This is a genomic window from Winogradskyella sp. (assembly GCF_965656915.1).
Classification (GTDB): domain Bacteria; phylum Bacteroidota; class Bacteroidia; order Flavobacteriales; family Flavobacteriaceae; genus Winogradskyella.
In genome coordinates this window covers 1-12,101 of record NZ_CBFHMI010000007.1, presented here as the reverse complement: position 1 = coordinate 12,101, position 12,101 = coordinate 1, and the positions used below count along the sequence as shown (strand labels likewise).

The window sequence follows — 12,101 nt, the reverse complement described above, 5'->3', positions numbered from 1 at the left end:
TAATAAGTGAATTTTTTAGAGTGCATTATCGTCGATGAACGGCATTAAGAGGTATTTAAAATATATTACAACGAAAATAAGAATGCTTCGTAATAATATTCTTATAATTGCCACCATAACTACAAATTAATCAATAATGACTAAAAATTACTTAGCGCTAGTGTGTGGTTTGCTATTTACCACGCTGGCATTTTCTCAGATCCAAGTTGGAGATTTTACAATTAATCACGGTGCAGAAATCGAGGACAATTCGCTTAAAATTGTTCGTATAGCTGGTGAGACTAATGGTAAAATTTATGCCTTAGCCAATAAGAAAAAGAAATACTATATCAAAGTGTTTAAATCTTCAGACATGTCAATCATTTCAACGAATGAAATTGATCTTTCAAGTTTTAAGGATAGATCTATTGAATTCGAAGATGTGAGTATGATTGGTAATAAAGTTCACGTTTTTGGTAGTGTCTATGATAAAAAAGACAAAATGTCTCATTTATTTGGTATTGAAGTCTTGGAAGACGGAAAACTGGCAAACGAGCAGGTAAAGTTGTTTTCTACCAAAGTAACTAAAAAGAGAGAGCGTGGTGCTTTTTATTTTAAGGATTCTCCTGCAGGTGATCGCTTACTGATAATGCATGCTGCGCTTTTTGATAAGCAGGAAGTGATTCAATACGAATTAAAATTATTAGATGAGAACCTCGATACAGCAATGTCTTATATCGAAAAGGTTCCTTTTAAAGACAGACGCGGACTAGAGTTTACAATCGCAGATTATGATGTAAGCGTTAATGATGATGTTTTTATAGTAATTAATGAGAGTTTTAGAGATAAAAAGACTAAAACAAACAATGAAAAATTTCAAGTACATGCGTTTAAAAGTTCTAATGGCTATGAAAAAGAAGTCATTGATATTAAGTTTAAAGACAAAGAAATTATTAATTGCGAAATGTTGGCTAATAAAGATGGACTATTACATTTAGTTGGTTTCTACTCTAGCGTTAGAAAAAATGGAAAAGCGAATAAAGAATTAAAAGGCATTTACGCAGCAGCTATTACGGTTTCAAATAACGAGTTACAAAGATTAAACTTTAATGAATTTGATTACGAAACAAAAGTGAAACTGATTGGCGAACGTCGTGCTAAGAAAGGTAAGGATGTAAAGCCACTTTATGTTACACATAGCTTAATCGAAAAAAACGACGGTGGATTAATACTGTTATCAGAATATCAATTAATCATTGAGGGCCGCAGTTCAGGTATCGGCCCATTAGCATTTACACCAATTACATTCATAAATAACGAGATTATTGTAACGTCTCTAAACCCTGATGGGTCTGTAGCATGGTCTAATGTAATTGCTAAAAAACAGAAAGCATCTTATACGACTATGTCTCTTGGAATATTTGGGTTTTCTAATCAGGGAAATTTTTCAGTTGCGGCAGGTGTTATGGTGCCGTTAACCGTTATGGGTAAAGGCCCCGAGTATTTGAGTGCTATGCCTATTTATCACAAAGAAAAACTAACTGTAATTTTTAATGATAACACTAAAAATTATGGAGTTACTGATATCGAAGACATTAAATGGCTTGGTAATTATAATAAAGCCGTACCAGCAGCCGTGACCTTTGATACGAGTGGAAGTATTATACGGATGGATCAAGAAACTGCTGAAAAGTATCAACTGGTCTTGCGCCCAAGAGTGCACTATAGAGTTTCTCCTTCAGAATATATAGTATATTCATCCAGAAAGAGTGAGGACAAATTGGGTAGACTGACTGTTGCTCAATAGTAAAATTAGAAGCAAAATTATAAAAGACAGTCTTAGGACTGTCTTTTTTTGCTCCATAGTCAGGTAATTTTTAATTATTTTATGAGTGAAAACTTTAATTAATTCGTTTAAAAAATATAGCGTGTTACAAAAATACCTTGTACATCACCTTTTCCAGCGTCACTTTCAGAGCTACTAGAAACAAAGGCTAATTCCCAGCCCTCTTCTGCCATAGCGATTAATTTTGAGGTAATTACAGCATCATTAGCGACGATGTTTTGAAAACGAATACCTCCAAGGTTATAAAAATTCAATAATTTGGTTTCTTCAAAATCCTTCACACGGATATCCTTTCTTTTAGACTTATTTCTTCCATCCTCTTTTTTATCACTCGACCTTTCAGATTTGAAATCATCATAGTTTCTATCTACATTTGAAGAAATCAATCTGGATCGTCCTAAGCCGTTTGCTACAATAGATTCTACACTAGTAATAACTTTGTACTCTATTTGTGCAATTGGTTTTTCTTCGTTCGAATGATCTTTGTTAATAAAAGAAAAGGAAATTAGACCTACAGCAATTGCTGCGATAAATAAGAAATTTTTTTCATGACTGTTGATTTTTGTTTTGTGCTATTAAAATAAAGACTTTTTAGTTAAAAGTCGTTACTTTGTTAATATTAATTTAGTCAATGACAGGAACAGTTTATAAATCTACAGGCAGTTGGTACACTGTAAAAACTCGAAACGGAAAATTCTATAAATGTAGAATTAAAGGTCGCTTTAGATTACAAGGCATTAAAAGCACCAATCCTATTGCTGTTGGCGATAACGTAGCGTTTGAACTAGAAACTAAAAACAACACGGAAACTGGTGTTATAAACCGAATTGAAGAGCGTAAAAATTACATTGTTCGCAAATCCGTTAACCTATCAAAGCAAACCCATATCATTGCGGCTAATATAGATCAGGTATTCTTACTGGTCACTATAGATAATCCACCAACATTTACAAGTTTTATAGATCGCTTTTTAGTTACTGCCGAAGCCTACTCTGTTAAGACTATTTTACTTTTCAATAAAATTGATGCCTATGATGAAGAGACCTTGTTAGAGGTTAAGTATTTGGCAAGTGTCTATAGAAAAATAGGCTATGAATGTATTGGGATTTCTGCCACGACAGGCAAAAATATAGATAAAGTAAAAGCCCTTATGGTTGGTAAGGTGAGTATGTTTGCTGGTCACTCAGGTGTTGGTAAGTCTACTTTAGTGAATGCTATTGAACCATCATTAGATTTAAAAACCAAAGAAATTTCAGAACAACACATGCAAGGGCAGCATACAACGACTTTTGCAGAAATGTTCGATCTTAGTTTTGATGCAAAAATCATTGATACACCAGGTATAAAAGGGTTTGGTGTTGTAGATATGGAGAAAGAAGAAGTTGGTGATTATTTTCCTGAGTTCTTTGCGTTGAAGCAAGATTGTAAATTCAATAATTGTTTACATTTAAAGGAACCTAAATGTGCCGTAAAAGAAGCACTAGAAAACGATGAGGTTTCTTATTCGAGATATCGAAGTTACCTTCAAATCTTAGAAGGTGAAGATGAACATTACCGAACCGATAATTGGGATGCAGAATGAGAGTTGTAATACAAAGAGTTTCCGAAGCATCAGTGACTATTAATAATAAAAATGTTGCCTCAATTACTAAGGGCTTATTGGTGCTTTTAGGTATTGTAGATGATGACGGCCAAGAGGATATTGATTGGCTCTGTAAAAAAGTGGTTAACCTTCGTATATTCCCAGATGCCGATGGAGTAATGAATACATCCTTATTGGATGTTGATGGTGATGTTATAGTTGTAAGTCAGTTTACGTTACAAGCAAGTACTAAAAAAGGAAATAGACCAAGCTATACAAAAGCTGCAAAGCCAGAGTTAGCCATTCCGTTGTATGAGGCTTTTGTTAAGAAATTGCAATCAGAATTAGGCAAAACAATTCAAACAGGAGAGTTTGGTGCAGATATGAAAGTAGCATTGGTTAATGATGGACCAGTAACTATATTAATTGATTCTAAAAAAAGAGAATAATTACGTCTAATTTAGGATTTGGCTTGTTTGTTAGTGTCGTTTTAAATAGTCCAAATACTAAACTTATTTCATTTTCAATAATTTCAGCTTTAGGAATATTCTAACAAAATCATTTGGAGTTTGTTGTAGCTTTTTTATATTTATTTTTTTAAGCCATATTTTACTATTTCATGCCTCAATTAAAACTAAACTATCTAGTTTTCTTCATATTTTTTATTTCTATTTCATTTGCACAGTCAACTGATGCCTATATGTCATTATTAGTACCGCAAGATTTAAAAAGCAATTCTAATGCTGTGGTTCGGTATAATAAAGAACGAATAGAAATTAATGGAATTGATGAAATGGTCGTTTATACAAAACGAATCGTAACTGTCTTTAATAAATATGGAAACAGACATGCCAACACGGTTGAGTTTTACAATGATTATACTGAAATAAAAAAAATAGAGGCCAAAATTTATGATCAATTTGGCGATGAGATAAAAAAAATTAGAAGAAACGACTTTACAGATCAAAGTGCGGTTAGTGGTGGAACTTTATATTCAGACAGTCGCGTAAAATTCTTTGAGTACACACCAGTAAAGTATCCATATACAATAGAGTATGAGTCTGAAGTACATCATGAAAGCACCGCATTTATGCCACAATGGCGACCAATTGATGGCTTCTTTTTAGCAGTACAACATTCTGAATTTGAAATACAGAATAACACAGGCGAAACAATTAGGTTAAAAAAAGAAAATTTTGAAAATGATAGTATTTCTGAAATTTCTGAATTTCATTTCAAAGCTGAGAACCTACCGAGTATTAAATATGAGGCTTATTGCCCAAATATTGCAATGTACACTCCTAGGGTTAAAGTTGTAATGGCGAAATTTAGTATGGCAGGTGTTGAGGGCCACAATAATAATTGGCAAGATTTTGGAAAATGGGTGTATTCTAAATTACTAACAGGAACAGATGTTTTGCCGCAATCTGCGATAGAAGACGTCAAAGCTTTAACCGATGGAGTTGATAATAAAATAGAGCGCGCTAAATTGGTGTATAAATATATGCAAGATAAAACGCGTTACATAAGTGTGCAGATAGGTATCGGTGGATGGAAGCCCATGCTGGCTGACGATGTTGATAAATTAGGTTATGGTGATTGCAAAGGATTAACAAATTATACGAAAGCCTTATTGGAAGTCGTTGATGTGCCGTCTTATTATACTTTGGTTTATGGGGATGAGAATATAAGAGATATAGATGCAGATTTTTCATCTGTACAAGGCAATCATGCGATACTTTGTGTACCTAATAACGATGAACATATATTTTTAGAATGTACGAGTCAATCCAACCCTTTTGGATTTACAGCTGGATTTACAGACGATAGAGATGTGTTGCTGGTTAAACCAGAAGGTGGTGAAATAGTACATACAAAGGTTTACAATGCAGACGATAGTGTGCAGAAAACTATGGCCAATGTAATATTTGACGAGGTAGGGAGTTTTACCTCTGATGTTACAATTACAACGACTGGTTATCAATACAACAATCATCAGCGTATTGAAACAGAAACACTCAGAGATCAGCAATTATATTACAAAAACTATTGGGACAATATCAATAATATAACCATAGATAATATTGAAATTGAAGACGATAAGGATAATATTGTATTTTCTGAAAATATTAAGGTAGTAGCTGAGAATTATGCTTCAAAAAGTGGTAAAAGATTAATTCTTCAGCCAAATATGTTTAATAAACTATCCAATATACCACCACGATACTCAGAAAGAAAATTAGATTTTAAAGTGAATCGTTCTTTTAAAGATGTAGATGAGTATATTATTCAATTACCAGAAAACATGAATATAGAAGCCATGTCAGAGGGTAAAGAAATTAAAACCAAATTCGGAATTTATAAGTTTTCAATAGAAGCTTTAGAAGGAAATAAATTAAAATATACCAGAACTTACGTTTTAAATAAAGGAAACTACGAAAAAGAAGATTATAAAGCTTATCGAAATTTTAGAAAACAAATTGTAAAAAATGATAAGTCTAAAATTGTACTTATAACAAGCTAATACTACCTAATAACAATCATTACAAATATTACAAATGAAAAATTTATTATTTACCTTAATAACAGTCTGCAGTCTTGCGAGTATTTATGGGCAAAATTATGATTTCGGAAAAGTTTCAAAATCCGAATTACAAGAAAAATATTATCCAACGGATTCAACGGCAAATGCTGCTATATTATATAGAAATGAAGAAGTTAGATTTACGTTTAATCAAAATGATGGTTTTTCACAAGAACGAGAAGTACATGTTCGTATAAAAATATATGATAAAGAAGGTTTTGACTGGGCAACTCATAAAGTCTATTTATACAAAGGAGGTAGAGGGAATAATGAGCAATTAAAGGGCTTAAAGGCATTTACATACAATTTGGAAAACGGAAAAATTGAAGAAGACAAATTAAAAAAGGATGGCATTTTTGATGAAAAAGTATCAGAATTTGGTATGATCAATTCTTTTACGTTACCCAATATAAAAGCGGGTTCAGTAATAGAGTATAAATACATTGTATCATCACAGTTTCCATTCATTGATGATTTAGAATTGCAATTTACTATACCGGTAAAAAAATTAGAGGCTAAAATCGCTACACCACAAGTTTTTAGATATAATAAGTTTTTAAACCCAAAAGCATATTATTTAGCTATTTATAACGAGTCGAAAACAGACAGAACACTAACTACTAGAAGTAAATATAAAAATGGCTCTTATGTGGGAAGTGGAAATTCGTATCAGTCCAATTCTATGAGGTATTTTGATAATGTCATAGAATTTTCAGAAGAAAATATTCCTGCTCTTAAGACTGAGTCTTTTGGTGGTAGTTTAAACAACTACAAAGCTAAACTAAGCATGGAGTTAGAGGCAATACTTAATTTAGATGGTATAGTTACAAAATCTTTTGCGTCTAGTTGGCAAAAAGTATCAAAATCTATTTACGATAATGAAGATTTTGGCGGACAATTAAATAGAACAGGATTTTTTAAAAATGATTTAGAGCCGATTTTACAAGGTGTAGAGGACGATTTTGCTAAAGCATTTATAATAGAGAGCTTTGTTAAATCTAAAGTAAAGTGGAATGAAAAATACGGCAAATTTGCCCAAAAAGGAATAAGAACAGCCTATAACGAAGGCATCGGTAATGTAGCCGATATCAATTTATTAGTAACTGCTATGTTGCGTTCTCAAGGTGTCAATGCAAATCCGGTACTCATCAGCACACGTAATAACGGAGTACCGCTTTTCCCTACAAGAGATGGTTTTAATTATGTGATTTGTATGGTGCAAAGTGAAAATAAGTACATGCTAATTGATGCAACAGAACCTTTTAGTACAAATAATGTATTACCAGAGCGTGTGTTAAATTGGCAAGGTCGTGTGCTCAAAAAGGATGGTACATCTAATTGGGTTAACATAAATTCGAACAACAAATCAGTTGAATCTACAATGCTGAACGTAAAAATTAATGATGATTTTTCTGCCACAGGAAAAGTAAGAAAAAATTACACGGCGTACTTAGCATTAAATTATAGAAAAAAATATACAGGCCTTGGCTTAGACGATCATATAAAATCACTTGAAAGTAATAAAGGTGATATTGAAATCAGTGAATTAGTGTATGAAAATGACGTGAATATAACAGAGCCAGCTAAAGTGACCTATGAGTACGAACTCTTAGATGGTATTGATGAAGTTGGTGATAAGATCTACTTCTCGCCGTTATTATTCTTAGCTACAAAAGAAAGTCCTTTTAAGTTAGAAGACCGAAAATATCCAATAGATTTTGTTATTCCATTAGAAGATAAATACATGGTAAATATTATGCTTCCAGAAGGCTACAAGGTGGAATCTTTACCCGCAACAGAAGCTTTTGAATACAAAGGAGGTGAGGCTAAATTTGTTTATGTAGCCAAAGAAAATGGGAAATATCTCCAATTTAGTGTAAGTTTAGAACTAAATAACACATTTATAGAACCAAAAGACTATAAGGGTTTTAAAGACTTTTTTGCTAAAACAGTAGAAAAACAAGCAGAACAAATTGTGTTGACAAAAGCCTAAGTATGAGAATAAAAAACGCACAAAAAGACGTAGACAATTGGATTAAAGAACATGGAGTGCGTTACTTCAATGAACTGACCAACATGGCACAACTGACTGAAGAAGTTGGTGAAGTAGCACGTATTATTGCAAGACGCTATGGTGAGCAAAGCGAGAAAGAAAGTGATAAAGACAAAGACTTAGGCGAAGAGCTTGCCGACGTTATGTTTGTCGTGTTATGTTTAGCCAACCAAACAGGTATAGATTTGCAAAACGCTTTTGATAAAAAAATGGATAAAAAAGCAAAACGAGATCACGATAGGCATCACAATAATGATAAATTAAAGTAATTTTGTTCCCGCTAAATGCGGGAATATTTTTTATATGGATATTAGAATTCAGAAATCGTCAATACATTGTAATAAATCGTCCATCGAAATCACAGGATCAAAAAGCGAGTCTAACCGATTATTACTCTTACAAGCACTGTATCCTCAAATAAAGATTGAGAATATGTCTAATTCAGATGATTCTGTGCTCATGCAAAAAGCGCTAAGCTCCAAAGAATCGGTAATTGACATTCATCATGCAGGTACAGCAATGCGGTTTTTAACGGCATATTTTTCTATTCAAAAAGGAAGAGAAGTTACCATAACAGGTTCATCTCGTATGAAAGAGCGACCAATAAAAATTTTAGTTGATGCATTAAGAGATTTAGGTGCAGATATCATGTATTTAGAAAACGACGGTTTTCCTCCTATAAAAATAAAAGGTAAGGACATTGCTAAGAATAAAGTGACATTAAAAGCTAATGTAAGTAGTCAATACATATCAGCATTGTTGCTTATTGCTTCAAAGCTTAAGGATGGATTAGTGTTAAACTTAGAAGGTGAAATTACATCTGTACCTTATATTAACATGACGTTGAGCCTGCTTAATAAAATAGGTGTTGAAACTAATTTTAGTGATAATATCATAATAGTAAAACCTTTTAATAAAGAAATGCAGCCACAAACTCTGGTTGTAGAATCAGATTGGTCTTCTGCATCCTATTTTTATAGTCTAGTGGCTTTAAGCGAAGTCAATACTACATTAAATATTTCATCATATAAGAAAGATTCTTTGCAGGGTGATTCAGTTTTAGCTAAGATTTACGAGAAATTAGGTGTAAAAACAAATTTCAATAAGCACACATTAACTTTAAAAAGATCTGCTGAATTAGAAATAATACAAAACATAGATCTTGATTTAAGTAATGCTCCAGATATTGCTCAAACTATTGCTGTGACATGTTTTGGTTTAGGTGTTGGCTGTGATTTAAAAGGATTGCACACCCTTAAGATTAAAGAAACAGATCGATTAGTGGCTTTAAAAACAGAGCTCAAAAAACTAGGAGCGGAAATAGAAATTACTGAAAATTCATTGTGCTTAAAACCTTCTGATAAAATCAATAGTGATATTAGTATTGCCACATACAACGATCATCGTATGGCTATGGCGTTTGCTCCGCTAGGATTAAAGACTTCAATACGTATTGAGAATACTGATGTAGTTAGTAAATCTTACCCTCAATTCTGGGAAGATTTAAAGACTATTGGCTTCAAATTAAAATAAACCTGCATTTACTTGACAAGGCCTATGTTGAGATTGTATATTTGCAACTTCTAAAAAACAAGACTATAGAATGAAATTATCACACTTCAATTTTGAACTTCCAGAAGAATTATTAGCTGAACACCCTGCAGAACACAGAGATGAAGCAAGACTAATGGTATTGAACAGAGAAAAACAAACCATTGAGCACAAACTCTTTAAAGATATTATTGATTATTTTGATGAAGGAGACGTGATGATATTAAACAATACTAAAGTTTTCCCTGCACGACTTTACGGAAATAAAGAAAAAACAGGTGCTCGTATTGAAGTATTTTTATTGAGAGAGTTAAACCAAGATCAGCGTCTTTGGGATGTTTTAGTAGATCCTGCAAGAAAAATAAGAATTGGGAATAAATTATATTTTGGTGAAGACGAAACGCTTGTAGCCGAAGTCATTGATAATACTACATCAAGAGGACGAACATTACGTTTTTTATATGATGGCTCTTATACCGATTTTAGAAGAAAACTTACAGAACTTGGACAAACACCGCTTCCTAAGTATATAAAAAGAGATGTTGAACCTGAGGATGAAGAACGTTATCAAACAATTTTTGCTAAAAATGAAGGTGCTGTAGCGGCTCCAACAGCAGGTCTGCATTTCTCTAAGCATTTATTAAAACGTTTAGAAATTAAGGGTGTAGAAATGGCAGAGGTTACATTGCATGTTGGTTTAGGTACATTTAACCCTGTTGAGGTAGAAGACTTATCGAAGCATAAAATGGATAGTGAAGAAATAATTATCACTGAAAGAGCAGCAGCTAAAGTTAATAAAGGTATTGAAACTAAAAAGCGTGTATGTGCAGTTGGAACGACATCTATGCGTACAATTGAAAGTTCAGTGTCTTCAAGTGGAAGGTTAAATCCTTATGATGGTTGGACCAATAAGTTCATTTTTCCACCATACGAGTTTAGCATCGCAAACTGTATGATTACTAATTTTCATACACCAAAATCTACATTATTAATGATGACTTCCGCATTTGCAGGTCACGAATTCACGAAAAAAGCCTATGAAGAAGCTGTAAAGGAGAAATATAAATTTTACTCTTACGGTGATGCTATGCTTATAATTTAAATAAAACCCATAATAAACATATAAGCCTCTTAATTGAGGCTTTTTTTATATCAAAAATCCAAAAATCATTTAGTTACCTTTGTGCCAAATGGAAATTAAAAAGTATGACATACGCGCCTTAACCAAAGAACAATTAAGAGAATTCTTTGTAAAACAAGGTGATAAGGCGTTTAGAGGGAATCAGGTATATGAATGGTTATGGCAAAAGTCGGCTCATAGTTTTGAAGACATGACTAACATTTCGTTGGCTACAAGGCAAATGTTGCAAGATAATTTTGTGATTAATCATATAAAAGTAGATCAGATGCAACGGAGTTCTGATGGTACAATAAAAAATGCAGTAAGACTTCATGATGATTTAATTGTTGAATCTGTTTTAATTCCAACAGCCACTAGAACAACAGCTTGTGTGTCTTCTCAGGTAGGTTGTAGTTTAGACTGTAAATTTTGCGCTACAGCAAGATTAAAGCGTATGCGAAACCTTAATCCTGACGAGATCTACGATCAAGTAGTCGCGATAGATAATGAAAGCCGATTATATCATAATAGACCATTAAGCAATATTGTTTTTATGGGAATGGGTGAACCCTTAATGAATTATAACAATGTGCTTAAAGCCATAGATAAAATCACCTCTCCGGAAGGATTAGGTATCTCACCTAAACGAATTGTAGTATCGACATCTGGTGTGCCAAAAATGATAAAAAAGATGGCGGATGATGAGGTGAAATTTAAGTTAGCTGTATCATTACACTCAGCAATTGATGATGTCCGTACATCAATAATGCCATTTAATGCCACATTTCCATTAAACGATTTAAGAGAAGCCTTACAATACTGGTATGCCAAAACTAAAAATAGGATTACCTATGAGTATGTAGTTTGGGATGGCATTAACGATAAAAGAAAGGACGTAGAAGCCTTAGTAGAGTTCTGCAAATTTGCACCAAGTAAAGTAAATCTAATAGAGTATAATCCTATTGATGATGGTGAGTTTCAACAAGCGAATTCCAAAGCCATAGACATGTATGTTAATATTTTAGAAGCAAATAATATCACGGTTACAGTAAGGAGAAGTCGTGGTAAAGATATTGATGCAGCCTGCGGTCAGTTAGCCAATAAAGGATAAAAAAAGTCTCAAGCGTATGCTTGAGACTTTTCATTATAGAAATATTATTATTTATAGAACAACTTTTTTACGTATAACTCTATTAGATGTGTTATCTGTTAATTCAACAATGTAAATTCCGTTAGCAATATTTTTAGTCTCAATAACATGGCTTTCGCTTTCAATTGAACCTTTTAAAACTTGTTTTCCAGAAATATCATATAGAGTATAATCTGTAGATTGAGGTAAATTATATAAACCTATTCTATTATTTAGTACAATAACTCTAACTCCAT

11 protein-coding genes are annotated in these 12,101 nt (G+C 32.8%); 9 read left to right on the top strand and 2 right to left on the bottom strand.

Going from position 1 to position 12,101, the window contains the following annotated elements; genetic code table 11:
- Positions 1-136 precede the first annotated feature (136 nt).
- Positions 137-1,786, top strand: a complete 1,650-nt coding sequence (locus ACTG3Y_RS03710; RefSeq protein ID WP_439151581.1) for a hypothetical protein — start codon at positions 137-139, stop codon at positions 1,784-1,786.
- A gap of 107 nt (positions 1,787-1,893) precedes the next feature.
- Here the strand turns inward: ACTG3Y_RS03710 and ACTG3Y_RS03705 are convergent, their stop codons facing one another.
- The gene (locus ACTG3Y_RS03705; protein WP_439151629.1) at positions 1,894-2,331 is read right to left on the bottom strand and encodes a hypothetical protein; all 438 of its coding nucleotides are present in this window, start codon (positions 2,329-2,331) and stop codon (positions 1,894-1,896) included.
- Between the two features lie 125 nt (positions 2,332-2,456).
- On the opposite strand from ACTG3Y_RS03705, the gene rsgA reads away from it, so the two are divergent.
- From rsgA to rlmN, 8 genes are all read left to right on the top strand, one after another.
- Entirely contained in the window at positions 2,457-3,407 is a 951-nt protein-coding gene (rsgA, locus tag ACTG3Y_RS03700; protein WP_439151580.1) for a ribosome small subunit-dependent GTPase A, read from the top strand.
- Positions 3,404-3,856, top strand: coding sequence for a D-aminoacyl-tRNA deacylase (gene dtd / locus ACTG3Y_RS03695; protein WP_439151579.1), 453 nt, complete (start codon positions 3,404-3,406; stop codon positions 3,854-3,856). The genes rsgA and dtd overlap by 4 nt, the downstream gene beginning before the upstream one ends.
- A gap of 251 nt (positions 3,857-4,107) precedes the next feature.
- Positions 4,108-5,931, top strand: a complete 1,824-nt coding sequence (locus ACTG3Y_RS03690; protein WP_439151578.1) for a DUF3857 domain-containing protein — start codon at positions 4,108-4,110, stop codon at positions 5,929-5,931.
- A gap of 34 nt (positions 5,932-5,965) precedes the next feature.
- Positions 5,966-7,984 carry a transglutaminase domain-containing protein gene (locus ACTG3Y_RS03685; RefSeq protein WP_439151577.1) on the top strand — a complete coding sequence of 673 codons (2,019 nt, stop codon included), beginning with the start codon at positions 5,966-5,968 and terminating at the stop codon, positions 7,982-7,984.
- Between the two features lie 2 nt (positions 7,985-7,986).
- Positions 7,987-8,313 (top strand): nucleotide pyrophosphohydrolase, encoded by a 327-nt coding sequence (locus ACTG3Y_RS03680; RefSeq protein ID WP_439151576.1) that lies wholly within the window; start codon positions 7,987-7,989, stop codon positions 8,311-8,313.
- Between the two features lie 34 nt (positions 8,314-8,347).
- Positions 8,348-9,577, top strand: coding sequence for a 3-phosphoshikimate 1-carboxyvinyltransferase (gene aroA, locus ACTG3Y_RS03675; protein ID WP_439151575.1), 1,230 nt, complete (start codon positions 8,348-8,350; stop codon positions 9,575-9,577).
- 70 nt (positions 9,578-9,647) lie between these two features.
- A complete protein-coding gene (queA, locus tag ACTG3Y_RS03670) occupies positions 9,648-10,697 on the top strand; it encodes a tRNA preQ1(34) S-adenosylmethionine ribosyltransferase-isomerase QueA (protein ID WP_439151574.1) in 1,050 nt (349 codons plus the stop codon).
- 88 nt (positions 10,698-10,785) lie between these two features.
- A complete protein-coding gene (gene rlmN, locus ACTG3Y_RS03665; RefSeq protein ID WP_439151573.1) occupies positions 10,786-11,826 on the top strand; it encodes a 23S rRNA (adenine(2503)-C(2))-methyltransferase RlmN in 1,041 nt (346 codons plus the stop codon).
- 51 nt (positions 11,827-11,877) lie between these two features.
- On the opposite strand, the gene ACTG3Y_RS03660 is transcribed toward rlmN, so the two are convergent.
- Positions 11,878-12,101 (bottom strand): T9SS type A sorting domain-containing protein (locus tag ACTG3Y_RS03660; protein WP_439151572.1); only part of this gene is annotated, 224 nt, incomplete at its 5' end.

What these genes read in the sequence shown, in the direction of transcription:
- ACTG3Y_RS03710 (WP_439151581.1), top strand. Translation starts at nt 137, where the DNA reads ATGACTAAAAATTACTTAGCGCTAGTGTGTGGTTTGCTATTTACCACG.
- rsgA (WP_439151580.1), top strand. Translation starts at nt 2,457, where the DNA reads ATGACAGGAACAGTTTATAAATCTACAGGCAGTTGGTACACTGTAAAA.
- dtd (WP_439151579.1), top strand. Translation starts at nt 3,404, where the DNA reads ATGAGAGTTGTAATACAAAGAGTTTCCGAAGCATCAGTGACTATTAAT.
- ACTG3Y_RS03690 (WP_439151578.1), top strand. Translation starts at nt 4,108, where the DNA reads ATGTCATTATTAGTACCGCAAGATTTAAAAAGCAATTCTAATGCTGTG.
- ACTG3Y_RS03685 (WP_439151577.1), top strand. Translation starts at nt 5,966, where the DNA reads ATGAAAAATTTATTATTTACCTTAATAACAGTCTGCAGTCTTGCGAGT.
- ACTG3Y_RS03680 (WP_439151576.1), top strand. Translation starts at nt 7,987, where the DNA reads ATGAGAATAAAAAACGCACAAAAAGACGTAGACAATTGGATTAAAGAA.
- aroA (WP_439151575.1), top strand. Translation starts at nt 8,348, where the DNA reads ATGGATATTAGAATTCAGAAATCGTCAATACATTGTAATAAATCGTCC.
- queA (WP_439151574.1), top strand. Translation starts at nt 9,648, where the DNA reads ATGAAATTATCACACTTCAATTTTGAACTTCCAGAAGAATTATTAGCT.
- rlmN (WP_439151573.1), top strand. Translation starts at nt 10,786, where the DNA reads ATGGAAATTAAAAAGTATGACATACGCGCCTTAACCAAAGAACAATTA.